This window comes from Rubinisphaera italica (assembly GCF_007859715.1).
Taxonomy (GTDB): domain Bacteria; phylum Planctomycetota; class Planctomycetia; order Planctomycetales; family Planctomycetaceae; genus Rubinisphaera; species Rubinisphaera italica.
On sequence record NZ_SJPG01000001.1, the window covers coordinates 1,426,875 to 1,452,622 of the forward strand.

Genomic DNA, 25,748 nt, shown 5'->3' on the forward strand with positions numbered 1-25,748 from the left:
CGACCGTAGGATGAATTTAAGAAATGAACCACGGATGGACATGGATTAGCACGGATGTTCAAAACTGCATCTCTGTGAAATTAAAGATTGATTTCAACTGTATGGTGATATGCAGGTTACCCTCAACATTAAACACTCAACCAAACTTCAATGCGACGCCCCCCGGTATTTCATTGTTTCCACCGGTTTTGAGAATCGTTTGGCGACTTGGGGAATATCATCTCGATGGCCGAGGATGACAACGACGTCGCCTTCGTTGAGGATGGTGTCTGAAGAAGGGTTTAAAGTCGACTGGCCAGTCAGTGAACGTATTCCGACAATCAGAAAGCCAAAGTTTCCCCGGACTTCAATCTCGCTCAGCTTCTTGCCTTTCAATGGCGAAGAAGCAGTCACTTTGAGCTCATCGAATTGCAGCCCGATTTCTCCGATTTCATCGTTCATGTTTCGCTGCTGGGTGATATCTCCGAGCAGGTTTTCGGCTGTCGGACGAAGAATCAAATGGGCAACACGTGAAGCTCCAATGGCTGTCGGCAAGACAACCTGATTCGCTCCGCAGCCGAGCAGTTTCTTTTCCGTCCGTGGGTTTTCCCCTCGGGCGATGATCATGACTTGAGGATTCATTTCGCGAGCCGTGATGGTTACGAAGACATTGGTGGCATCATCGGAGAGGACGGTTGCCAGTACGGAGGCAAGATTGATTTTCGCCTGGCTGAGCATATGTTCGTCGGAGGCATCTCCCTGTAAAATCAGATAGCCAAGATCTTTGGCAAGTTGCAGCCGCTGCTCGTTATTATCGATGATGATAAACTGCTGCCCAGCCGCAGCGAGTTCTTTGGCGAGGATGGTTCCCATGCGTCCAAAGCCACATACGATGGTGTGCTGATTCAATTTTTCAATGTCTCTGGTCATCCGTCTGGCTCCAATGGCTTTATTAATTTCCCCGTCAACCAACATTTGCATAAAACCGCCCACCGTGTATATGACAGCTCCATACCCCGCGACAATAACAGCGATGGTGAGAATTCGTAAGCTGGGAGATTCGATCGGTTGAACCTCTCCGTAGCCGACACCGAATATGGTGATGATTGTCATATAGGTCGCATCGTCGAGTGACCAACCGTTGAGAACATAGCCGATGGTTGCGAGCACGCAAACTGTCAGAAACAGCAGGATCCCAGTCACAATTTTCCGGAACGGATCGGACGCGGTCAGCCCTTGAGCCATGGCGGAGTTTTCAAGCAATGTCGAGCCTCAACGAGCAATTGAGAACCAACTGACGGGAATGTACTCTGAAAATAAGGAAACGCGTGATTATTATCAAGCAGAGGAGCTAAGACTCTCAAAATCATATATCGAATATTAGGACAAATGATGCTCTGCTTTTCTGATATCAAAAATTAATTCGTTGATGCAGACGGTTTCCAGATGACGCCGACATGCCGTGCCCAATCTTCCCATTCAGCAACCATTTCCTGAAGGCGTTCAGGATAGACTTCTGCCAGGTCATTCATTTCACAGCGGTCGTCGGCCAGATTGTAGAGTTCCCACTTCAATTCATGCGGCATCCGTTTTGCATAAACCGCTTTCCAATCGCCTTTGCGATAGGCGTGGGCGGCCTGATGGTCAAAACCGATTGCTCGTTCTGGAAGATGTTCTCCTCGCATTGCCGGTAACAGGCTCGTCCCTTCGACAGGTGTGATGGAGTTGTCATTCAATGTTTCCGGATAAGTCGCTCCGGCAACTTCCATCAGAGTTGGCATAATGTCCATCACATGGGCAGGTTCCCGAACCCAATTGGAATTCTTTTCGATTCCTGCTGGCCAATGGGCAATCATCGGAGTGCTGATGCCCCCTTCATGTGTGAAGTGTTTGTAGAGTCGAAACGGAGTATTCCCCAGATTTGCCCAGGCGCTGCCATAGGATTGATGCGTTCCTCGACCACCAATTTCTCTCAGCTGATCTCCCGTTCGTAAAGTCGTTGTGCCGAGACGGGATTTCCCATCAAAGCCGAATGGTCCCCATTCGTAGCACGCTCCGTTGTCGCTCAGAAAGAGTATCAAAGTATTTTCAAAATCGTTTGTGCTTTTCAGATGATCGATAATTTGCCCGATACCATGATCGACCCCTTCGACCATAGCGGCAAAGACGGCCATGCGTCGTGCTAAATCGTATTGACGATCCTGATCGAGTTCATCCCAGGCCGGGTTTTGTTCGCCGGGATAACCATTGGCGATATCGTCACGATCGACGGGAACGATGGAACGGGGAGTCAATTGCCAGTGGTCACCATTAACGAGTCCAAGTTCCTGCATTCGTGCATAGCGTTCTTCGCGAAGGACATCCCAGCCACGTCTGTAAGTCGTTTCATACTTATCTGCTCGTTCCGCCGGAGCCTGAATCGGGAAGTGAGGAGAGGAGTGTCCCAGGAACAAAAACCAGGGCTTGAGAGAGGCCTGGCCCTGGCGGATAAATTCCAGAGCGTATTCGTTAAAGACATCGGTTGCGTAGAAGTCTTTGGCAGGGGGATCGATTTCCTTCTTACGGTCATCGGGAAGGCGAAAGTAATAGTCGGCATCGTACTGATCGTGAGAATGGTCGTTGGTATAGCCATAGAATTCGTCGAAACCACGCTTGATCGGCCCGGTTTCTGGGTGCATGTGCCACTTACCAACGTAGTAACAACCGTAGCCGACTGGTTTCAAGACTTCCGCAAGAGTTGCACACTCGTTGTTGAACCGTCCGAGATATCCGGGACCGCGTTTCGGATTTGGTTTCTTCGTTGTGAAATCTCCAATGCCAGCTTGCGAGGGATACAGGCCAGTCATCAATGATGCACGACTCGGACAGCAACGGGCCGAGTTGTAAAGCTGAGTGAACCGAACTCCTCCAGCAGCGAGCGAGTCGATATGCGGTGTGCTGATTTCTCCACCATAACAGCCGAGATCTGAATAACCCAGATCGTCTGCCAGGATGAGAATGATATTGGGCTGTTTCCGTTCTCCAGAAACAGATGTAAATGCAATGGAGATTTGAAGACCGAATGCAATTGCAGTCAATAACATTACTTTTGCATTTCGATCAAAAAAATATGATGACCGCAGCCACTTAAAAAATGAAATGAGGAAAGCTGGGAATGAGGTCATGATGAATTCATCTCTCTACGGAAGTAACATGCAGAGTTGAGTAATGGTCGTCATCTCGTCAGAAAAATCGGAAGGTGACACGGAACAGTGCAGGTGGTTATGTCGTGAATGTCAAGAACCAGACATTGATTGAGATGCTATTGTCTGAATTCCGATCTCTCAGGTCAAATCACAAAGGAATAAGTGAGTAGATTGACTGTGACAAGTCAGGAGTCGGTATGGTCCAGATACTCGTCTGTTTAATTAGAAGTCAGTAAGATAATTCAAATGTTGCATACGGACCGAAATTGTTCTGGAGGAAGTGGGAAATGTATCGAGGCATCAGTCAAATTATTTGTCATTTATTTCTACTGGGGATGCCGACGGTCGTATTTGCTCAAGATGTAGCAGCCCAGTCCCCGAATTATGAAGAGCATATTAAGCCAATTTTCAAGCAATATTGCCTGAAATGCCATGGAGACGATAAGCAGGAAGGGGATTTGAATCTGCAAGGTTATGGGGCCATGTTGCGGGGAGGGAGTAGCGGGAAAGTTGTAGAGGCGGGACGTTCCAGTCAGAGTGTGCTGTTTCAGGCAATTACAGAGCCAGATGATGATCTTCGTATGCCGCCGAACAGCCCTCCAATTGAAAAGGCAAAGATCGAATTGATACGTAAGTGGATCGATGGGGGATTACTGGAAACTTCTGCAAGTAAGTCGATGGTGAAAACGCGAGATCTGGCTTTCAAACCAGATGCAAATGTGTCTGGAAAACCTGCAGGAGAACCTGCAATGCCAGCCGATTTACCAGCGGTTCAAATTCCGAAATTGTCTCGGCCTTTTCCGGTTCTGGCGATGGATGTCAGTCCTTTTGCACCACTCGTGGCAGTGGCGGATCAGAATCAGGTCCGATTATTACAGAGTGAAACGGAGCAGGAACTGGGACGGTTGGAGTTTCCTGAAGGTGAGCCTCATGTGATTCGTTTCAGTCGCAATGGTGCCGTTCTGATGGTGGCTGGTGGGCGTCCCGTAGAATCTGGTCGTGTTGTGCTGTTTGATGTTGCTTCGGGAAAACGACTGGCGGAAGTAGGAGATGAAATTGATGCGGTGCTGGCAGCCGACTTGAGTCCGGATCAACGGTTTGTCGCTCTGGGGGGATCGGGGCGAGTCGTCAAGGTTTATTCCACAATCGATGGGGAGTTGAAGTATAAACTGACAAAACATACTGACTGGATTACCGCAATTGCTTTCAGTCCTGATGGTCAGAAACTTGCGACGGCTGATCGGGCAGGGGGGATTCACTTGTGGGATGCGAACAGCGGAGGCATTCTGTTAAATCTGGGGGAACATAAAGATGCAGTACGTGCTCTTGATTGGCGGGGTGACAGTCGTCTGCTGGCTTCAGCTGGTGAAGACGGTCGGCTCATCTGGTGGGATACTGTAGATGGTTTTCCAGCGATCAATAAGGTGAATGCTCATCCGCCTCAGCGTCCTCCTGGAACCTACGGAACAATTCCCAATGGGGTGCTGGCTGTAAGATTTGACTCCGAGGGGCGACTTGTCACATCAGGTCGCGATCAAACGGTGAGAGTTTGGGATGTCGACGGGAATGAGATCAAAAAGATTAAGATGGAGACTGGAATTCCCTTAAGTAATGTTATCACGAATCAGGGGAAGGCTGTCATCATCGGCGATTCTGCGGGAAATCTACTATTTAATAAACTGTGAACAGTGAGAGTTCATTTCGATTCAAAATTACCATTCTTATTGGTTGGAATAACTGATAATATACCAGTACAGATGTATGGCGTGAATTCAGAATAGATCTTTGGAAACAAACCTATGAAACAACAGCAGAATACTCGCAAAGGTTGCACCGGCTTTCGCAAAATGTCTCGAAGAGATGCGCTGCAGGCAGGCGTATTCGGGGCGATGGGCTTATCTCTGGGTGACATGCTTCGGTTGGAAGCTGCCGGATCGGATGCATTTACGCAGGCTTCGGGCACGAAGAAAGAGGCCAAAGCACTCAGTGTGATTCAACTGCATTTGCCAGGTGGATTTCAACAGCAGGAAGCGTTCGATCCCAAGCCGGAGGCTCCTGTGGAGATTCGGGGTTCGTTCGGAGTGACGAAAACGAAAACAGGGGATGTTCTGAGCGATAACTTCCCTGAGACAGCCAAAATTGCTGATAAAGTCACCATTCTGCGAAGTCTGGTGGGGCGTGTGCCGGATCATGGTTTAGCGACCTATCACCTCTTCACGGGTTATCCCAAAACCGCAGTAATCGATTATCCACAAATGGCATCGATTGTCTCGCACGAATTGGGAAAACGTGGTGAACTCCCGCCTTATGTTGCGATTCCCAATAAGCATTCGTTTTCGGGAGGAACAGGGTTTATCAGCAGTGCTTTTGGCCCCTTTGAACTCGGTTCCGATCCGGGAGCAAGAGGCTATCAGGTTCGCGATTTTTCGATTCCCAATAATGTGACGACAGATCGTTTTCAGCGACGTTTATCGGCACGGGAAATTATCGAACAACGGCTACGCGAACAGCAGGTCGATCCGAATACTCTGGAAACCATGGATGATTTCTACAAACAGGCACAAACATTATTGACTTCCTCGCAAGCTCAGGCTGCCTTTAAACTGGATGAGGAATCCGAAGCGACGTTCCAGTTGTATGGGCGAGATGTTGTAGGGCTGAAAGGGCCGGACAATAGATATCATCCTAAGGGACTGGCAGAACGCTTGATTGTTGCCAGACGTCTGGTGGAATCTGGCGTGCGGTTCGTTACGGTGAACTATGGCTCTTGGGATTGCCATGTCGATGTGCAGAAAAACACACTCGATCAGATGCCAGCACTGGATCATGCCATTGCGGGGTTGGTGTCGGATCTTGATCAGCGTGGAATGCTTGATTCCACGATCTTCTGGGTGACCTCAGAATTTGGTCGTACACCGAAAGTGAATCGAGATGGTGGTCGTGATCATCATGCACGGTGTTACTCGAACCTGATTGCCGGTGGTGGATTTACTCGCGGCCAGTTTTACGGTTCCAGTGATGCGACAGGTGCCGAACCGGGGCGCGATGCCCTGCTACTCGAAGATCTGTTGTTTACGATCTATCACCAGTTGGGAATCGACGCCAACAAAGAGCTTCTCGCCTTTGGAACTCGACCAATTGAGATCATTAAGGATGGTAAACTTGTGGAAGGGCTATTGAGTTGAACAGAAACGCCATCAAATTATTTATTCTGCTCTTGTTGATTTCTGGCTCATCTCTCGATGCCGGGATGGTCAAAAATATTGAAGCGGTACGTCCCCGGATTGGGCAGAGTGGAACAACTGTCGATGTCAGTATTCAGGGAATTTCTCTGGCCGATCCGCGTCAGGTTGTCTTCTATCATCCTGGGATTAAGGCAATTGACATTCAGCCAGCCGAAAGCGTGCCTCGAAGGGGTTTCGCTCACGGTGGAACAATCAATGAGGAAGTTCGTTGTCGATTTGAAATCGCACCGGATTGCCAGCCCGGCGAATATCCGTTTCGGTTGCTTACCGGAACCGAATTGACATGCATCGGCACCTTTCATGTCTCACCATTTCCGGTAATTGACGAGAATGAAGACAATAATGGTTACAGTAATGACAGTCCGGAAACTGCGCTCGAAGTGGAAGGTAATGTTACGGTTCGAGGTCAATTGGGCAACGGCAGCAGGACGGACCTCGATTACTATCGGGTGGAAGGGAAAGCAGGTCAACGAGTTTCCGCAGAAGTCGACTCGGCACGCCTTTCCGACAGACATTACGGGGATTCCGAATTTGACTTAGCCCTGAGAATACTCGATGCAAACGGTCGAGTTCTGGCTGCCAATGATGACAATTCTCTGCATCTTCAGGATCCGTTTGTAAGCGTTAAGCTCAGTCAGGATGGACCTGTCTTTGTAGAAGTGAAACGGTCGATCTTCGCACCGCGAGATACCTTGTATTGTGTTCATATTGGAGATTTTCCACGTCCCAAAGCTCTATTTCCTCCGGGTGGTCAATCGGGAACTGTGCAGACGATTCAATTGATAGGCGATCCACTCGGCAACTCCGAGGATTCTATCACTCTGAATTCTTTGGATAGTGCTTCTAAGACAATAAATTATTGCGGCGAATTTCCATCACCAATGAAATTCCGGAACAGTCCGTTTCCGAATCTGCTGGAGGATAACAACTCAAAAGTCACTCAAGTTGAGTCCTTTCCTGTCGCACTCAACGGAATCATTGAGACACCATCTGATGCCGACTCCTATGCTTTTTCAGCAATAAAGGGGCAGCGGTTGCATATACGGGTTTTCGCAGCCTCAATTGGATCGCCTATCGATGCCTCCATTAAAATTATTGCTCTCGATGAAAACGGAAATCTTGGTAAAGTTGAAATGGAACTGGATGATTCTCCGTTGCAGGATCATGACATCTTCGGCACGAGTTTTCGTGGTGGTGGAGGATTGCAGGAGGCAATCGATCCCTCATTGATCTGGGAGGCAAAACAGGATGGACAATACTTGCTGGAAATACATGACCCCAGTGGTGCGGGTGGTCCAACCGGCGTATACCGAATCGAGATTGAACCGCCCCGAACAGTCGTGCAGACATCACTGGCGAGTGCGACATTTGACTGGACTGAGTCGACACGCGTTTCAGGTTTAGCAGTTCCTCGTGGGAATCGCTGGACTGTCGATTTCAGTTTGCCGAACGGGCAATGGAATTCCATCCCGGGCGATTATTATCTGGTTGCCCAGGGACTCCCCAAAGGTGTTCGTCTGATCTCTCCACGCGTTCCATCGAAGGCAACCAAATGGCCTGTTCAGTTTGAAGCAGACGAATCCGCCAAGGTCGAGGGGGCTGTCATTACGCTGGAAGCTCGACCAGTTGAGAATTCGCAAGTTGTAGAAACTCGGTGTCAGCAGAATGTCCCATTCATTAATCATTCCGGTGGAAACGCCTGGCGTACAGTCAGAACGAATCAATACATCATCGGAGTGACCGAGCCCGCTCCGTTTACGATTGAAGTTGACCAGCCTTCGGTTCCGATTGTTCGTGGTGGTGAATTAGCGATTCCGGTACGGATTATCCGGCATGGCGATTTCACCGGAACGGTTTCTATTCGTTGTGGGAATCTTCCCCGTTTAATTTCTGTGCCACCACCCATTCTCGTGCCAGCCGGGCAAAATGAGTGTGTGCTGCAACTGGCCGCACAGTCGAGTGCACCTTTGGAGTCACTACCGCTGTACATCATTGGCAGTACCGTCCGAGACGATATCGATGATTTCCTGGGCTCAGGACACATCCGCGTCTCCTCCAAAATGGTTTCGCTCGAAGTGGCTCAGCCTTACCTGGAATTGATTGCCCAGCCGGAGAGTATCCGACGAGGTGAAATTAAGCCTTTTGTGTGGACTGTGCGACAACTCACTCCATTCGAGGGGCAGGCTGAAATCACACTGCTGGGATTACCCAAGGGAGTAACGGTGATGCAACCAACTCCTGTGATCAACAAAGATTCTGCCGAAGCGACTTTTCAGCTTATGGCGACCGAGGAAGCACTTTTGGGGCAGGCGGAAGGATTGATCTGCGAAGTAAAAATCCCTATCGGGCAGCAGGAGATTGTCCAACGCACCGGCAAAGGCATTTTGAGAATTGACCCTGCAAAGGTAACACCGTGAATCAGTATTTATTGTCTGCAAGTGGACTTCAGCGCTTGATTGCCATTTGTCTTGTGTTGTGTTTAACAACCTTAGCATCAACGTCGAATGCTGAAGAAGTCAGCTTTCGACGGGATGTTATGCCCGTTCTGTTCCGGGCTGGTTGTAACTCGGGAACGTGCCATGGTGCTGCCCGCGGTAAGGATGGATTTCATCTTTCGCTTTTTGGATACGATCCCAAAGGAGACTATTATCGAATCAGCGAAGAGATGATCGGTCGTCGCGTCAATGTTGCTCTCCCGGAACAAAGTTTATTGCTACGAAAAGCAACAGGCAGTGTTCCTCACACGGGTGGAAAACTATTTGATAATGACAGCGCGTATTATGCGACTCTCATAAAATGGATTGAAGAAGGCGCAAAGGATGATGCTGGACCTGTTCCGGAAGTCGTCGGGCTTGAACTCTCGACGGAAAGCATTGTATTCGATCGACCGGGGATGCAGGAGAGCATTCAGGTGACTGCTTTGGCAAGTGATGGTTCCCGGCGTGATGTCACGAATCTGGCACGTTATCACAGCAATAATGCCAGCGTGGTCGATATTGATTCCGATGGTCATATCACTGCCAAGGGCTCAGGCGATAGTCATGTGTTCGCGCGTTTCAATCGTTTTACTGTCGGCGTCGAAATCATCGTCTTGCCTTCTGCAGAGAATTTCAACTGGCCTGATCCTCCTGTCGTCAATTATATCGACCAGCTTGTCTTCGATCGTTTGCAGAAACTTCGCATCGTGCCATCGGAGCTGTGTGATGATGAAACGTTTCTCCGACGGATCACGCTAGATTTGGCTGGTCGAGCGCCGACAGTTTCCGAGTATGAATCATTTATGGCTGATACAGCAGCTAATAAGCGGGAACAGAAGATTGAAGCATTACTGACAGACGATGCCTTCGCTGACCTCTGGACAACTCTGTGGGCAGAAAAATTGCGAGTCATGGGGGGCAATTATGCTCCGGTCGGCACCCACATTAAGGCGGCTGATGCGTTTTACGAATGGATTCGCACACAATTGCGGAATGATAGACCTTTGAATGAATTTGTTTCGGAAATGGTGTCGGCTTCCGGGAGCAATCTGATCAATGGGCCGTCCAACATGTATACGATGCTGGTTCACGGACCAAGATTTCAACCGAAAGCCTACGCGGCTGATTTTTCCCAGGTGTTTCTTGGAGTGCAGATTCAGTGTGCGGAATGTCATAACCACCCATTCGATCGCTGGACGATGGACGATTACTACAGCTTTGTCAGTTTCTTTTCCGGTATCAAACGTAAACCTGGGGTCGAGCCACGTGAGCAGAGAATTTACTACGATGCTTCAGTTGCACCCGCTCAACATCTTGTCGATGGGCGTCCCATGCCTGCCCGCACACTCGGGGCAACCGAACCTGTTGAACACAATGGAGATCCACGTCAACAACTGGCAGACTGGCTCACTTCGGCAGACAATGAAATGTTCAGCCGAAATCTGGCCAATCGAATCTGGGCTCAACTGATTGGCAGGGGTGTGGTGGAACCCGTCGATGATGTTCGTATCAGTAATCCTCCAACCAACGAGCCTCTACTCCGTGCCTTGTCCGATCATCTGGTCGATTCCGGTTTTAATCTTAGAAGTCTGGTACGCGATATCTGCAACTCGCGCGTCTATCAATTGAGTTCTGAACCGAATAATTCCAATCGGGGTGATACACGTCAGTTTTCTCATGCCCGGTTGCGACGTTTGCGAGCTGATGTGTTAATGGATTCGGTTGTTACCGTGACGAATGTTCCTCGCAATTTCAGTGGATTTCCGGCAGGAACACGAGCGATAGATGTTTATCCACGCGTCGCTGGCGATACCAGTGGGCCGCAGTATGGTGATCAGTTCTTTGAAACGTTTGGTCGTTCGAGTCGAGCAACAATTTGTGCCTGTGAAACAAAATCGGAGCCGACGTTATCGCAATCGCTGCACATGGCTGTTGGCGATACACTCCGGGCACGACTGGGAGCCGGGGGACGAATTAAGCAATTGTTAGAGGCGAAAGAGTCTCCAGAGACCATCATCAAGGATCTCTTTGTCCTGGCATTGTGCCGTCAACCGACTGCGGAAGAAATCAGTTCTCTGCAGGCTCTTATTGAGGATTCCAATAAGGATTCTGACATCTATGAAGACATTTTTTGGGGGCTGCTGAATTCCACCGAATTTGCCTTCAACCATTGAACAATTCGAGAATTCTTAGAGACAGGGATAGCAATGATTCGTTTCGTAATCGTTCTTGCATTAGTGCTTTCAACGACTCAATGTATTGCAGAAGTGACACAGCTCTCACCGGAGCGAATCTCACTATGGAATGGGAATGCTCCAAATGGCGATGGCACATTTGAGAAGGATGATGCCTGGTTGACGTTGCATCGTCCTGAGAAACCCAATGGGATCGCAGTCGTTATCTGCCCCGGTGGCGGTTATGGTGGGCTGGTCACCGGGCCTGAAGGTCATGGTATTGCCAAGTGGTTGAATCAACATGGAATTACTGGACTTGTCCTGGAGTATCGCTTGCCCAAGGGGCGTCCCTATGTACCACTTCTGGATGCACAGCGCGCCATTCAAACGGCGCGAGCCAATGGGAAACAGTGGAAGATCAATCCGGAGAAGATCGGAATCATGGGTTTTTCTGCGGGTGGCCACCTGGCATCGACTGCTGTAACACACTTCGATCACGGACGTCAGGAATCGAAAAATCCTATCGAACGTCAAACATCTCGACCCGATTTCGCAATTTTGGTTTATCCCGTGATCACGATGGATCAATCGACCCACGGTGGTTCAAGGAGAAATTTACTTGGAGAAAACCCGACTGACGAATTGATCAATCTGTTTTCCAATGAAAAACAAGTGACTAAACAGTCTTCTCCTACCTTTCTGGCTCATGCATTAGACGACACAGTCGTCACTTCATCCAACAGTCAGGCATTCTACAAGGCTCTGCAATCGCATGATGTGCCAACTGAGTTTTTGGAGTTGCCTTCCGGGGGGCACGGTTTGAATGGCTATCAGGGACCAATGTGGGATGCCTGGCAAATGCAATCGCTGCAGTGGCTGACAACGTTGATGGAGTAAAATGGGGCGTGATAACTTGTTTGTAAGTTTATTGTTCGTCGATCAATCCTTGACTGACAATAATCTCAAGTCTGTTGCAAATGCTTGTTCGCATAGATGAGTATTCAAATGATTCTTATATGAGATTTAACCTTATCGCTTAACACGTCCATCCCGGAGAACTGTTTTCCAGGGGAAGGTAGCTTTGAGGCAGGGATGGAAGCGGGTTGGGTAAATTCAAAATCCACTCAGGCAGCATAAAGCGACATGGAAACCTGAAAGAGGAGTTGGTACGATTTGACGAAGGAAGGTTGTCTACGCATTTGGCTGAACGTTACATCATAAGGCATCCAGACACAGATTTCTTTAATTAACATGTTAGTGCGTTCATCTCAGAGTAGTTGCTGAAACCCTATGTCTGACGAAATTCCTGTGTCATCACCAGCAGAGAGAGAGCATGACTCCATTTCAATGGAGTTGCCATTGAATGGATCATCAACTCTGGATGATCCCTCTGAGATGACTTACTTTGGTCGTCGTTCAGTCTGGCAAAGTATTAATCCACGAGAAATTTGGCGGTATCGAAATCTCATCTGGCAATTTGCTCTCAGAGATTTAAAAGTTCGGTATCGGCAAACCGTAATTGGAGCCTTGTGGGCAATTATCCAGCCTGTTGTCACAATGCTTGTCTTTGGTTTGTTATTTTCCTCATTGGATGGGAAACCGACACGCAGTGGAGTGCCCTATGCGATAACCAGCTTATCCGGCTTAATCCCCTGGCAGTTCTTTGGTGCATCCGTGATCGCAGCCACGCAATCGATCTCCAGCAATGCACAGCTTGTACAAAAAGTCTATTTCCCCAAAATTTTGCTTCCTCTGTCAGCTCTACTCCCACCGCTGGTCGACATGGGAATTGCTTCCTGCGTACTGGTCTGTCTGATGTTTTGGTTCAGTGTCATCCCTAGCCTGGCGGTCATTACGATGCCAATAATTCTGCTGGCTCTCTTTTTGACAACGCTCGCATGTTCTTTTTGGCTTTCTTCCATCAATGCAATCTATCGGGACGTACAATACGTTGTTCCATTCATAATTAGCATTGGACTTTTGATCAGTCCTGTGACTTATGAATTGCCAGCTGTTGCCGAAAGAATGTCTCCTGCGATAAAATTCATCTATTGTTTGAATCCGTTTGCTAACCTGCTGATGGCGACCCGCTGGGCGATACTGGGAACACCATTTCCGGACATCCTTCCGATGCTGGCTTCATTCTTGCTTATGGGGGGGATATTTGTTGGAGGAGTCATATATTTCGGAAAAACGGAACGAATTTTTGCCGATCGCGTATAAAAAACTGAACGTTCAAGATTTGAAACTCAATTACTTAATTAGAAATTAGATGAGTAACGTGGCATTGCGAGTCGAAGGGCTCGGAAAAAAATATCGAATCGGAACTCACCAACCGTACAATCGCCTTTCGGAGGCAATAACGGGATTGGGGAAATCTATAATTAGCTTGCCACAAAAGATGATCAATAAATCTAAGCCAATTCCTCAAAATGCAGCTTCGTCCGAGAATGAATTCTGGGCCTTAAGAGACATCAATTTCGAAGTCAAGGAAGGCGATGTCGTCGGCATTATTGGACGAAACGGAGCCGGCAAAAGCACTCTGCTGAAGATCCTCTCGCGAATCACCGAGCCAACCGAAGGCCGATTTGGAGTCCGAGGACGAATCTCATCCCTGCTCGAAGTTGGCACAGGCTTCCATCCCGAATTAACAGGTCGTGAAAACATCTATCTGAGTGGTTCGGTACTTGGAATGACCCGCTCGGAAATCAAAAGCCATTTCGACGAAATCGTCGATTTCTCCGGCGTCGAAAAATTTCTGGACACGCCGGTCAAACGCTACTCCAGCGGCATGCAAGTTCGGCTCGGCTTTGCAGTTGCTGCTCATTTGAAATCGGAAATTTTAATTATCGACGAAGTGTTGGCTGTTGGTGACATCGAATTCCAGAGAAAATGTATGGGAAAAATGAGCGATGTGGCCCATGGGGGACGAACTATTTTATTCGTTAGCCACAATATGGCAGCGATCAGTCGATTATGCAATAAGGCAATTTTGATTGAAGAAGGGGACATGGTACTAAGTGATACCACCGAGAACGCGATCAAGTGTTACCTGAATGTCAATGAAGAGGCATCGTCTAATGAATTGATATGGGATAAAGGAGGTAATTATCCAGGGAATGATGATGTTCAAATTACTAAATTTGGAATCTCAAATACGGGAATGAGCAGCAATCAGATTTCAATCGACTTCCCTGTTCAATTCAGCATCAACTATCGACTGAACCATTCGGGGATGCGTTTGTCTAGTGGGATCGTCTTAAGCAATATGAATGGAGAAATTGTACTTACGTCTGCAAATAGACATTCCGCATCAATTGCAGAGGATAAGTACTTCAATATTCCATTGGAAACAGGGGACTATAAAGCGACCTGTAACATTCCAGCTAACTTGCTCAATGCAAATCAGTATTATGCAATTGCCAGGATTTATCAGGACATTTCAAATGTCATTGCAGAAACTCCCCCAATTTCATTCAAAGTCACTGATTCCGGTTCCATGCGGAAAGAGTTCTTAGGTGAGTGGGCTGGAATCATTCGGCCAAGGTTAGACTGGAAAACCAGGGTCGTTTGTTGAATATGGGTAATGAATGCTATTAATAGATACACTGATTAAGGATTGAAATCAGTTCCTATTTATGTTTATCAAGTGAAGTACATAAAATTAATTATGAGTGAATACATGATTCAATATTATCAAAAGCAGGGGCAAGACTTTCAGAATTATGCGGCAAAAAATAAAGAGATATATACGCATAACAAGCCTTTTCCACATATTGTGATTGACAATTATTTTTCAGAAGAAGTACTGGATTCCTTACTCGAAGAATTTCCTGGTCCCGAATCGAACGTGTGGCATTCGTCAAATCAGGAAAGTGTTCAGATTAAGCTGAGATCGAATTGGGAGAATAATGCACAGGTACCCAAACATACTTATGAAATGATTAATTTTCTGAACTCGGGAGATGTCTTGCGAAGTTTGTCAGAATTGACAGGTATAGAAGGGTTAATCGCCGATCCATATCTTACTGGAGGGGGATTAAATTGTATTTTGCCTGGAGGACAATTAGCAGTTCATGCTGACGGAAACTGGCATGATTTGATGAAGGTCCATCGTAGAGTTAATTTGATATTGTTCCTGAATAAGAAATGGCAAACAGAATGGAATGGTCAACTCGAATTCTGGGATGAAAAACTTGAAAACTGCGAAAAAAAAATCGATCCAATATTTAATAGAATTGTTGTGTTCACAACGCATGACTATACATTTCATGGACATCCAGCTCCATTAATGTGCCCGCCAGGAGAAAGTAGGAAGTCGCTTATTATGTATTACTATACAAGTTATCCACGTCCCCCGGAGCAAACATCAAGTAGTGGTGTGCACCGAGCAGAATGGAAAATTACACATGATGGGGGCGAGTATAAGCCGCTTGGATAAACTTCCATTGTTCAATATTATGATCGGATACACTAGTTGAAGTGTATTGTTCAATCACTTGGCATCTTTCTCTGTATTTATCATTAAAGTATTCAAATCAAGTGAAAATATTAATTATCGGTTCAACGGGAATGCTAGGGCATGCTCTGGTGCGTAAATGGCATCGGAAATATGATTTGGCCGTGACGACGCGTCTGTGTAAAGAGGAAGCCTTGCAACTGCTGAATGTTCCTGAGGATAATGTAGAAATATATGATTATATAGATGTTAATGAAATCGATCGGATTGAGGAAATAGTGAGTCAAGTACTCCCCAAAAATGTGATCAACTGTGTGGGAATTGTAAAGCAAGATGATCTGTCGTCAAAAGCCATACCATCAATACGAATCAACTCACTCTTTCCTCATTTACTCTATTCGATCTGTGAAAAGTATAACTCTCGATTAATTCAAATCAGTACAGACTGTGTATTTTCTGGTAGTAAGAAACGTCCCTATGCTGAGCTAGATATTCCTGATCCGATTGATTTGTATGGTCGCAGCAAGTTACTAGGAGAAATTCAAGAACGTGGCTTGACCCTGAGGACGTCAATAATTGGTAAGGAGCTAATACATAAACGTGGTTTGCTTGAGTGGTTTTTTTTGCAGGAGGGGCAAACTGTCAAAGGATACAAGAATGCCTTGTTTAGTGGTTTTACTACCACCGAATTTGCTAATGTGTTATCGCTAATTATAGATAAATATTATGATATGAATGGGGTGTGGCATGTTTCGTCGAATCCCATTTCAAAGTATGAGCTCTTAGTGCTAATTAATCGGATATTTCAATTGAACGTGACTGTGGAGTCCGATGCGGAATATTTCTGTGACCGTAGACTTTGCAGCGATAAGTTTCAAAAGGCAACTCGTTACATCCCCCCTGGTTGGAATGAGATGCTTCAAGTCATAAAAGACGAAATAGATAAGTAGGGAGTCTTAGAATGCTAACTGAAAGAAGAGTATTAATTACTGGGGGGACAGGATCGCTTGGAAAGACGTTGGTCAAGCGGATTTTGACTGGTGAGTTGGGGCGTCCAGAAAAAATTACTGTTTTCTCGAGAGATGAAGCAAAACAGCATGACATGCGAAATGAATTGTCAGAGCGACACGCAGCCACGGATGAGGTTGTCTTCGATGATTATAAAAATCTAATTGATTTTCGTATTGGAGATATACGTGATTATGAATCCGTTTGTAGTGCTATTCGCAGATGTGATGTAATTTTTAATGCTGCTGCGATGAAGCAGGTTCCAACATGCGAGTATGTACCAGGTGAAGCAGTTCTGACAAATGTCATGGGAGCGAATAATATTGTCCGGGCAATCAGCAATCTGAATTTGAAAGTAGAGATCGTTGTTGGCATTTCAACAGATAAAGCTTGTAAGCCTGTCAATGTGATGGGGATGACAAAATCAATTCAAGAGCGAATATTTATCACTGGGAATTTGGAGTGCAAAAATACTAGATTCGTTAACGTTCGCTATGGAAATGTATTGGCCTCGCGTGGATCGGTAATACCATTTTTTCATCAACAAATTCTTAAAGGGCGTGCAGTTACGGTCACAAGCAGGGAAATGACCCGCTTTCTATTAAATTTGAATTCTGCTGTGGATGTTATCATTGAAGCTGTGCAATCTGGCAGGCCCGGCGAAACTATTATTCCGATCGTTCCGTCTGCAAGAATGATTGATTTAGCAGAGGCGTTAATTGGAGATCGAAAGAATCCTATCGAAATAACTGGTGTCAGGCCTGGTGAAAAAATTCATGAAATTCTTATTTCAGAAGAAGAGGCCCATCGGACCTACCGTCGTAATGAATACTATGCAATAAAGCCGATGTTGCCAGATTTGACCAGTAACCCTGAAGTCTTATTGAATGATATATCGAAAGAATATAGTTCGGCAGATAGTCCTATGTCAAAAGATCAGCTGGTCAAACTCCTTACTGAAAATTGTCTGTTGGTCGATCAGTCGCGCCCACCAGAATTGGAAATGCTTCAATGAAAGTTGTTACGATTCTTGGGACAAGGCCTGAAATCATCCGACTGAGTTGTATAATTCCTCAGCTGGATGAATTTTGCGATCATACGATAATACACACGGGCCAGAATTACGACCACAAGTTGAATGAGATATTCTTTGACGAATTGGGGGTTCGTAAGCCAGATTACATCTTGGATTCAAGAGGTACGTTTGATGAGCAATTTGCCACTATAATTGTTGAATGCGCACGGATTCTTCGGGAGATCATGCCTGATCGTGTGCTAATCCTAGGTGATACAAATAGTGGCATGAGTGCAATCGCTGCAAAAAAACTAGGGATTCCAGTCTACCATATGGAGGCAGGAAATCGATGCCATGATGATCGGGTCCCAGAGGAAGTCAATCGCAAGATAATCGATGCGTCAAGTGATGTGCTCCTTCCTTATACAGGGAGAAGTCGAGATAATCTCATCTATGAAGGGGTGCCATTAAATAAAATTCATGTGACTGGAAATCCCATTTATGAAGTGCTCGAAAAAAATGAACAACGTATTGGCAAATCAGATATTCTCTCTAAGTTAGGGTTGAATACTGGAGACTATATAATTGTAACATGCCATCGTTCAGAAAATGTTGATAACTGGGCAAGATTCGAGACGATATTGTCCTCCATTAGGTCTGTTTCGCGGATTTATAATAAGAAAGTTATTATCAGTACGCATCCACGGATGCGCTCAAGGCTTGGTTCGACCGAGGAAGTGGTGAGTTCAGAGATTCAATTTCATGAACCGTTCGGATTTTTTGATTTTGGATCGCTACTCCGTAATTCCTTCTGTGCGTTGACTGATAGTGGCACTGTACAAGAGGAATGTGCAATTAAAAATGTACCGTGTGTAATACTTCGCGATAGTACTGAGCGGCCGGAGCTAATTGAATTAGGGTGCGGTATTCTTTCGAGTTGTATAGAACAAAATATCATCAATGCAATCTCGATAGTGACTTCTCATCAGGAAGAATCTGCTTCGGTGCCGGAGGAATACCTGAGGAGTAATGTCTCGTCGATTGTATCAAAAATTATATTAGGGTATTCACCTTAAAATGTTGAAGTGGTTGAAATGGAAGAATAAAGAATGCAATTCTAGGGTTCAGTGGTTTTATCTGCCTGGGTCGGAATATAATTCCCATTTTCACATCTATTATGAGTGGGTTCGGACTGCAAATGATAATGGTGTTCCAATACAACTTCTGTATATTATCCCCTACTCAAGATACAAAGAGTATAGGCAAGAATTCATAAGTCGCACTCGATTGCCTAATGTGCGTGCGGTTGTTCTTCCCGATTTTAAATATGGAAGAATGTTAACTATGTATCTTCGCTATGTGACATGGAATAGTTCAACAGTCATTCATGCTCGTCATTTTAATATAGATGCATTGAAGGGGCTTCGGGTTCGGATGGATGGTCGATTGAGGATATTGTATGAGCTTGAGGGCGATATTGTATCCGAGGTTGAATTTCTTCGAGAAAACCCTAATCCTTACGCAAGCTACGAGAAGATAATGACTGGGAATGGATATCTGGATAATCAGAGGTCGATTGTTGAAAACTGTGATATGTTGTCATTAGTGTCGAATGGTTTTAAGGCTGTAATAGAAAAGAGATATGACGGATTGATTGCATCGGATGATATTGTAGTACTGCCGACTGGTGGCAAGGCATATGAGAATCATAAGTTGGATAAGTCAATTCGTAGTCAGATACGCAAGGAATATGGATTCACTGGTAAGTACATCGTGAATTACACGGGGAATGTCTTTTATACGTGGTCGCAGTTCGACAGGTGCCTTGAGGCATTTCTTTTGATTAAAAAAAATATTGCTGTGAACTCTCATTTTCTGGCAATGGTTCCAGAAGCAGGTCATGAAATTGCGAGAAAGTATTTTGAAGAGTACTCTATTGCGCGTGAAGATTATACTTTGATTGAAGTTGACAGTAAGAAGTTGAAAGATATGCTTTTGGCTTCAGATATTGGCCTGCTCCTAAGGCCAGAGCATATTAGTATGCTTTGCGGTTCACCGGGAAAGTTCTGTGATTATGTTTCTTCTGGATTGCCTGTGTTAATGAATACCTATGCTGGAGATTACTCTGGTATGGTTCTGAGAGATGGATTGTTCCCCTTAGTGCAAGATGTGAATAGTGACTCAGATATCCTGGAGTGTGTCAATTTATTGTATAAATATTCCTGGGAGCAGAGGTTAGGGATTGTTGAGTGGGCCGAACAAAAAATCATGACAAGGGTTTATGCTGACGAGTATGTATCGGTTCTGTCTAAACTGGCAATAAGTACAAATAATTCTTTGGCTTAGTATTGTTGCTGTGATTGTCATGGTCTATTAAAAATAAAGGAATGGGCAGCAATCTCTAAGGTATGTAGTCTTGTAAGTTAATAGACTTGTGTGCCGTAATTAATAAATATTCGGAGTCTTGTGGTATAAGTGTGATCATGCTTCGCTGAGATATAATGTATGTATAGATACGGTGTGTCTTTACTGTCTATATATGTTTGCGGTGTAAGGATGTGGGTGGGGAGAGACGTATGTTTATTGCTGAATATCCAATATGAAGTATGCATTTGTTTTTTATGACCATCTTGGAAATCATTCCGGGCCGATAGTGAATATGTATCGTTTGCTCCCGGAATTGGTCCGAAGAGGTCATCAAGTGACCGCGTTAATACTTTACAGTGGCGATTATTCTCCTGCAGAAGAACATTTAAGTAGTGTTGGTGTCGTTTGCAAAACACGATCCAGAATTGGGCAAACGCAATCAGAAGTTAGCTGGATTCTTAAGCAATTCAATATCGTTCAACCATCGATAATTGTTTCCAATTTGGTTCCATCGGCCTATTATGCGTCCCGATGGGCAAAGCAATGTGGAATGATTACCCTCGCAACAGTCCGTTCGGATCATCCCTTTCACAGGGCGATAGTTGAGCAATTCTGTTCATTACAAAATGTTTGGCAGCTATCTGGAGTCGTCTGTGTCAGCAGAATTCTTTTGGATCAAATTTCAGAGATTCTGCCTGAAAAATACCCGAGATGCGTAATTCCGTCCGGCGTTCCTGTACCTGATGTGACTATTGCTGGGCATACTCAATTTCGATTAGTTTATCTCGGTCGTATGGAAGAAGAAGCCAAACGGATATCACTTGTTATGGAGTCGTTCAAGGCTGTCGTAAAAGTATTTCCAGATGTTAGGTGTCAATTGATTGGAGGCGGAAGGTATGCAGATGATGTCAAGAATTATATTAAAAATGAAAATCTGGAAAAACGCATAGAATATACTGGTGCTGTTGATCAGTCTTTAATCTCGGATTCATTAAAGGGAGCCTCTGCAATAATACTCCTCTCCGAATACGAAGGGCTTCCTGGAGCGTTAATGGATGGTATGGCTTGTGGTCTGGTACCGATCGTAAGTGATATTCCGGGAGGAGTTTCCGAACTTATTCAACATGAAGTAAATGGATTGATTGTTGAACCGACACCAGATTCGGTTGTTGCCGCTGTTATGCGGCTAAAGTCTGAGTCTGGCTTATGGGAGCGGCTTTCTGTGAGTGCGCGCAATACGATTCTAGAGAAATTTTCTCTGCAGGCAGCAGCGGATCGCTGGGAACAATTTGCTGAAGAATTAGTATCAGCACAAGGTGATAAACCCAAAAAGCGAATTCGAATACCATTCTGGTTCAATCTACCACCAGTCCATCCAGCGATGGCTGTAGAGGATCGACGATATCCTCCATTTCGTGAGTGGATTTCTCCCTGGTATCGGAGAATATTTCCACGACAGCCATGATGTAAAAATCTGCAAACTTATTACTTGCTTAATTTATTGAAGCAGGGGATCAAGATATGTTTTCACCGCTTCATAATCAGGGCGGATTTGCAGGGCGGCTTGATACTCTTGAATTGCTTCTGGGATTAAGCCGAGGTAGTGACAGGACATGCCGAGATAAAAGCGGGTGGCTGCGTCAGCTGGATAACAATTCGCTGTTTCACGAAGTAATTGCTGAGCTTCTGCATACTTCCCTTGAGCGAGTAGTACGACTCCTTCAGTCCGATCGATTCTTGGGTCATGAGGAGTATGGGTTCGGATATCGTTCAGAATTTCCATCGCTCTATTAAACTCGCCACGGCTGGCCAACTCGCGGGCTGTCTGCTCGTAGGGTGGTATGTCGAACTCGGCTTGAATTGGGATCTGTAGATTGGAGTCTCTCTGAGAATCCGTATCTGTTTCATCAACTGATTTTGTTTCAGTATTAATTCTGCCTTGCAGATTATGAATACGTTGTAATGAGAGCTGGTGGCTGGGGTCGATTTCCAAGGCAATTTGATAGAATTCAAGCGCTGTTAAGAGTTCACCTGTCTTTTCGAGAATGTAACCTAGATTGTAGCGTGGTATTGCAGAGTCGGGGCGAAGTGCAACAGCTGTTGTTAGATAACGAATGGCTTCCTGGCTGGCCTGATTGGGGTGGCAGCAGTTCAGTGCAATACCCAGATAATGATTGACCCAGAATTCGTGCGGATTGGATCGCTGGGCAATCTTCAGGCAACGAATGGCGTGGTCCCGTTGATCGAGTGAAAATAGGGAACCACTCAGGAGAATCAAGCTGGAAGCTCTTTGTGTGCTCAAATTTGAATCATTTGCCAGCTTAATTAATGTCTGCAAATCATAGTTTCGGACTGCTTCTCGAAGTTGTTGAGCCCATGGGTGGGGATTAAAATTCTGCAGAGTATCTCCCAGCCATTTTGAGATTTCGCCGCCGCATGTTAAAGAAATCATTTGCTCGGCTTGATTGAGAGGCCGAACTTTCAACTGAATGATTGAACCAGGAGGGCGGTTGATAAGTCGATATGCTTCTGTAGGAGATAATCCACGAAATGATTGCCAGCTTCCATCTTCGGCAAGGATCTCAACGAGTTCGTCTCCTTTGCTGAGAAGGCCGCTTGATTCTGCATTTCCAAGAGGAATAAAATTCGCAACTGTGCATTGTGCGGGATTGAGTTGAAGATAAATCCCCGGTCCGACAGGGGATTCGTTCATCCAGCATTCCAATGCTTCGACGATATCCGGATGTAGACATAATGGTGCATTGGAGAGAATTTCAGCTGCTTTTGCTGGTGAAGTTTTGTCAGGATGGATTCCGAATTCAGCAAATAGATCTTTAAATTGGTTAATCGTATGAGTCGAAATGCTCATTCCGGAGTTAATGTTTTCCGTCTCCATCGAAATCGGCTGGTTGCGGGCACGATCAATTTCATTGACCAGTTGCATGGCCCGTTGGGATTGACCATTTCTTTTTAAGGCCTGATTATTTAGAGCGATGAGTTCGGTCAACTCAGGTGTTTCGATCAGCAGATCCTGAGCCTGTTCGAGATCCGATTGAGCACTCAGTAAATGATCGTGAATGTTTTTGCGGTCCTGCCCGGCATCTTCCATGTGAGAGTTGGCTTTGATGTGCAACGTATCGACGGCTTCTGCAATTCGTGAAATGCGGGCGGATTCGACTTGGATTTCCTGCAGTTTCATATAGCCGATGGTTCCGCCTGCCAATAGGATTGTCAGGCAGACGAGTGTGGAGGCAATAACTGCTGTGGAGTTTCTGCGAACGAACTTTTTTAGCCGATAAGACAATGCAGGAGCCACAGCTTTGACGGGCTTCATCTCAAGATAACGTTCCAGGTCATCAGCAAAGTCGTACGCGTTGGCATATCGTTCGCGACGATCGGGTTGAATTGACCGAAGGATGATCCAATCCAAATCAGCCGGTAAATGCAGCAGTTGAGAAGGACTGAGTTTTAACTGATTTGCGATCTGCAATTGCTGGTCTCGACTGAACTTGCGAATCCTCAATCGAGGGCGTTCCGGTTCGAGTGATGCTGCGAGCTTGAGTGCAACAATTAAACTGGATGGTTTGTAATGTTTGTAGTCGACAGGAGTCGTGTCAGTGATCAATTGATAGAGAGTTGCACCAATTGCAAACACATCCGTACGGGAATCGATCGGTTGGGCCAGGGCCTGTTCGGGGCTCATGTAGGCAGGAGTGCCGATCACTTCTCCATCACAGGTTTTTATCAGAGAGTCAGCTGTCTCTTCGTCCAGAATTTTAGCAATTCCGAAATCGATAATCTTGATCACCGGTTGCATGTCGCCGTCTGCGACAAGAATGTTGTCCGGTTTGAGATCACGATGGATGATTCCCTTGCCATGTGCATGATGCAAAGCATGACAAATGCGAGTCACCAGTTTCAGACGATCAGAAATAGGAAGTCGGCGTACATTACAGTACTGAGTGATGGGTAATCCGTTGCAGAGTTCCATGATGAAAAACGGATCGCCGGAAGGCGTCGTGCCTGCATCGAACACCTGAGCAATTTCCGGATTCACCAGTTGAGCCAGCGTTTGTTTTTCCTGATTGAATCGACTGAGGATATGCGGATTAACCCGCATTTCTCACCCGGTTTCTCATTTCTTCTCCCGGGGGCTTGCGGGGCGGGAATTTGGTTTGGTGGGTGGGGATTGGGAGCGTGGAGGGGGTGTCGAGAGGTGTTTTTTTGGTGCCAGGTCGGATTTCAGGCCGTTTTTGTCAGTTCGGCGCGTACCGCGAGCGCGGTGGGCGCTGTGGTGGACTCTTTCGAAGCCGATTGGGCTCATCCAGGGACAGGCCGCGGCGGGAGGTCTTGCAGGTTTTGCCAGACCTGGCCGAACAACTCGCGATACGGGTATGCTTCCGACAGTGACAGCCACACCTTCCGGCACGTCACCCGCACCTGTGCCCCGATCTTGAGCAGCTTCACGCGAATCGTATCGCAGCGGACCTTTGCGTGATCGGTTCCCTGTAAGCCGTGACGTCGCAGAGCCGCCAGCAGCACATAGGCCACCGAAGAAAACCACAACCGCAGTTGATTGGCCCGCATGGTCGCACAACTCGTCCGGTCGGCGAACAGACACAACTGCTGTTCCTTGATCCGGTTTTCCATCTCGCCGCGCTGACAATACAGATCTTCATACAGCGTCCGGGCATCGGCCTGGTCTTCTGTCAGATTCGTCACCACAAACCGCGGGTTCTCGCCTTTCGAGAGATGCTCGGCCTTGGCGACAACCCGCCGCTGGCAACTCCAACTTTTCAACGTCCGGTACCGCAGGTCAGCGAACAGGCGAGCGGCTTGTTTCGTGTCGTCAAAAAAGAGCTTGGCGGCCACCCGCTGAGCCTCAATCATTTCCTTGAGTCGCTCGTTTTTGGCCAGCCCCAAAATGTATTGGACTTCGTTCTTTTCGCACCACTGCATGATCGGCTCGCGACAAAATCCGCTGTCGCCGCGAATCACGATTCGCACCTCCGGCCAGCGCTGGCGAATCAACGGCACAATCCGCTGCAACTGTTCCACTGTCCCCAGACTGGCATCGATATCGGCCGGTCGGAGCTGCGCACACAGCAGGTGCTCGCCACAGAAAATATACAGCGGCAGATAGCAGTACTGCTTGTAATAACCGTGAAAGAATCGCCCGAGTTGATGTCCGTGCAGTGGATCATCGGTGGCGTCGAAATCGAGAATGATTTCTTCGGGCGGCCTCTGGTGAGCGTCGAGAAACAGATCCACGAACAAACGTGAGAAGTCGCTGCAGCTGGCCGTGATCTTTTTGTAGCGGCTCTCCGGGCTGGCTCCGGGGGGAGTCAACTCGAGTCGATTGAGCGTGCTTTTGCCGGCCAGAGCATGCCCGCGATCACGTTCCCGCGCCCGCTGTTGTCCGGTCAGATCGTCTTTGCCGGCCAGCAGCGCGAGCAACGGGTCATCCCGCAGGCGGTCATGATCATTGAGGTCTTCATAGCCGAGCGTTAACGCAAAAATACGCTGCCTGACCAGTTCGAGCACGGAGTGCTCAATATAATCGAAATCGCGATGATCGCTAAAACAACCAGCGACCCGTGAAGTCAACTTCAGCTTGTTATCGAGTTCCCGCAGCAAGAGCCCGCCCGCATCGGAGGTGATCATCAGACCATCAAAATTGGCCACGACTTCGCGACGCTGGTGGGGTTGAAAAGTGAGGGACTTTGTGGAACACTGTGTCATGAGAAGGCTGCCTGTCGTTTGGGGTGAAAGCTGTTGTGAGAAAACAACTTATCCCAAACCAGGCAGCCTTTTTCCACCCCCGGGTGAGAAATCCGGG

17 protein-coding genes are annotated in these 25,748 nt (G+C 46.7%); 13 read left to right on the plus strand and 4 right to left on the minus strand.

The genetic code is table 11. From position 1 onward, the window contains the following. Nucleotides 1-147: 147 nt before the first annotated feature. Nucleotides 148-1,224 carry a potassium channel family protein gene (locus tag Pan54_RS05480; protein ID WP_146502555.1) on the minus strand — a complete coding sequence of 359 codons (1,077 nt, stop codon included), beginning with the start codon at nt 1,222-1,224 and terminating at the stop codon, nt 148-150. Between the two features lie 173 nt (nt 1,225-1,397). Next, nucleotides 1,398-3,062 (minus strand): arylsulfatase, encoded by a 1,665-nt coding sequence (locus Pan54_RS05485; RefSeq protein ID WP_146502556.1) that lies wholly within the window; start codon nt 3,060-3,062, stop codon nt 1,398-1,400. Between the two features lie 389 nt (nt 3,063-3,451). On the opposite strand from Pan54_RS05485, the gene Pan54_RS05490 reads away from it, so the two are divergent. The 13 genes from Pan54_RS05490 (at nt 3,452) to Pan54_RS05550 (ending at nt 21,374) form a co-directional block, all read left to right on the plus strand. After that, nucleotides 3,452-4,849, plus strand: a complete 1,398-nt coding sequence (locus Pan54_RS05490) for a c-type cytochrome domain-containing protein (protein WP_146502557.1) — start codon at nt 3,452-3,454, stop codon at nt 4,847-4,849. 114 nt (nt 4,850-4,963) lie between these two features. Then, the gene (locus tag Pan54_RS05495) at nt 4,964-6,349 is read left to right on the plus strand and encodes a DUF1501 domain-containing protein (protein WP_146502558.1); all 1,386 of its coding nucleotides are present in this window, start codon (nt 4,964-4,966) and stop codon (nt 6,347-6,349) included. Next, nucleotides 6,346-8,826, plus strand: coding sequence for a PPC domain-containing protein (locus Pan54_RS05500; RefSeq protein WP_207310045.1), 2,481 nt, complete (start codon nt 6,346-6,348; stop codon nt 8,824-8,826). Before Pan54_RS05495 ends, Pan54_RS05500 begins: the two co-directional genes overlap by 4 nt. Further along, on the plus strand, nt 8,823-11,060 hold the full coding sequence (locus Pan54_RS05505; RefSeq protein WP_207310046.1) for a DUF1549 domain-containing protein: 2,238 nt from the start codon (nt 8,823-8,825) through the stop codon (nt 11,058-11,060). The genes Pan54_RS05500 and Pan54_RS05505 overlap by 4 nt, the downstream gene beginning before the upstream one ends. 33 nt (nt 11,061-11,093) lie before the next feature. Continuing rightward, entirely contained in the window at nt 11,094-11,957 is an 864-nt protein-coding gene (locus Pan54_RS05510) for an alpha/beta hydrolase (RefSeq protein ID WP_146502559.1), read from the plus strand. Nucleotides 11,958-12,419: 462 nt separating this feature from the next. Further along, nucleotides 12,420-13,283: an ABC transporter permease gene (locus Pan54_RS05515; RefSeq protein WP_165441597.1), complete on the plus strand. Its 864-nt coding sequence runs from the start codon at nt 12,420-12,422 to the stop codon at nt 13,281-13,283. Nucleotides 13,284-13,461: 178 nt separating this feature from the next. Next, on the plus strand, nt 13,462-14,637 hold the full coding sequence (locus Pan54_RS05520) for an ABC transporter ATP-binding protein (RefSeq protein WP_207310047.1): 1,176 nt from the start codon (nt 13,462-13,464) through the stop codon (nt 14,635-14,637). Nucleotides 14,638-14,742: 105 nt separating this feature from the next. Beyond that, nucleotides 14,743-15,501 (plus strand): 2OG-Fe(II) oxygenase, encoded by a 759-nt coding sequence (locus Pan54_RS05525; protein ID WP_165441598.1) that lies wholly within the window; start codon nt 14,743-14,745, stop codon nt 15,499-15,501. Nucleotides 15,502-15,602: 101 nt separating this feature from the next. After that, nucleotides 15,603-16,469 (plus strand): dTDP-4-dehydrorhamnose reductase family protein, encoded by an 867-nt coding sequence (locus tag Pan54_RS05530; RefSeq protein WP_146502563.1) that lies wholly within the window; start codon nt 15,603-15,605, stop codon nt 16,467-16,469. Between the two features lie 11 nt (nt 16,470-16,480). Further along, nucleotides 16,481-17,542, plus strand: a complete 1,062-nt coding sequence (locus Pan54_RS05535) for a polysaccharide biosynthesis protein (RefSeq protein ID WP_146502564.1) — start codon at nt 16,481-16,483, stop codon at nt 17,540-17,542. Next, complete coding sequence (wecB, locus tag Pan54_RS05540) at nt 17,539-18,618, plus strand: non-hydrolyzing UDP-N-acetylglucosamine 2-epimerase (protein WP_146502565.1); 1,080 nt, start codon at nt 17,539-17,541, stop codon at nt 18,616-18,618. Before Pan54_RS05535 ends, wecB begins: the two co-directional genes overlap by 4 nt. A 211-nt stretch (nt 18,619-18,829) precedes the next feature. Continuing rightward, nucleotides 18,830-19,888, plus strand: coding sequence for a glycosyltransferase family 4 protein (locus tag Pan54_RS05545; protein WP_146502566.1), 1,059 nt, complete (start codon nt 18,830-18,832; stop codon nt 19,886-19,888). A 253-nt stretch (nt 19,889-20,141) separates the two neighbouring features. Next, entirely contained in the window at nt 20,142-21,374 is a 1,233-nt protein-coding gene (locus Pan54_RS05550) for a glycosyltransferase family 4 protein (protein WP_146502567.1), read from the plus strand. A 33-nt stretch (nt 21,375-21,407) separates the two neighbouring features. Here the strand turns inward: Pan54_RS05550 and Pan54_RS05555 are convergent, their stop codons facing one another. Together Pan54_RS05555 and Pan54_RS05560 are read right to left on the minus strand one after the other, a co-directional pair. Next, entirely contained in the window at nt 21,408-24,029 is a 2,622-nt protein-coding gene (locus Pan54_RS05555; RefSeq protein ID WP_146502568.1) for a protein kinase domain-containing protein, read from the minus strand. A 200-nt stretch (nt 24,030-24,229) separates the two neighbouring features. After that, a complete protein-coding gene (locus Pan54_RS05560) occupies nt 24,230-25,651 on the minus strand; it encodes an IS1380 family transposase (protein ID WP_146502569.1) in 1,422 nt (473 codons plus the stop codon). Nucleotides 25,652-25,748: the final 97 nt, after the last annotated feature.

Excerpts from the sequence above, each read along its gene's own strand:
- Pan54_RS05480 (WP_146502555.1), bottom strand. The coding sequence starts at position 1,224 with ATGGCTCAAGGGCTGACCGCGTCCGATCCGTTCCGGAAAATTGTGACT.
- Pan54_RS05485 (WP_146502556.1), bottom strand. The coding sequence starts at position 3,062 with ATGTTATTGACTGCAATTGCATTCGGTCTTCAAATCTCCATTGCATTT.
- Pan54_RS05490 (WP_146502557.1), top strand. The coding sequence starts at position 3,452 with ATGTATCGAGGCATCAGTCAAATTATTTGTCATTTATTTCTACTGGGG.
- Pan54_RS05495 (WP_146502558.1), top strand. The coding sequence starts at position 4,964 with ATGAAACAACAGCAGAATACTCGCAAAGGTTGCACCGGCTTTCGCAAA.
- Pan54_RS05510 (WP_146502559.1), top strand. The coding sequence starts at position 11,094 with ATGATTCGTTTCGTAATCGTTCTTGCATTAGTGCTTTCAACGACTCAA.
- Pan54_RS05520 (WP_207310047.1), top strand. The coding sequence starts at position 13,462 with ATGATCAATAAATCTAAGCCAATTCCTCAAAATGCAGCTTCGTCCGAG.
- Pan54_RS05525 (WP_165441598.1), top strand. The coding sequence starts at position 14,743 with ATGATTCAATATTATCAAAAGCAGGGGCAAGACTTTCAGAATTATGCG.
- Pan54_RS05535 (WP_146502564.1), top strand. The coding sequence starts at position 16,481 with ATGCTAACTGAAAGAAGAGTATTAATTACTGGGGGGACAGGATCGCTT.
- wecB (WP_146502565.1), top strand. The coding sequence starts at position 17,539 with ATGAAAGTTGTTACGATTCTTGGGACAAGGCCTGAAATCATCCGACTG.
- Pan54_RS05550 (WP_146502567.1), top strand. The coding sequence starts at position 20,142 with ATGAAGTATGCATTTGTTTTTTATGACCATCTTGGAAATCATTCCGGG.
- Pan54_RS05555 (WP_146502568.1), bottom strand. The coding sequence starts at position 24,029 with ATGCGGGTTAATCCGCATATCCTCAGTCGATTCAATCAGGAAAAACAA.
- Pan54_RS05560 (WP_146502569.1), bottom strand. The coding sequence starts at position 25,651 with ATGACACAGTGTTCCACAAAGTCCCTCACTTTTCAACCCCACCAGCGT.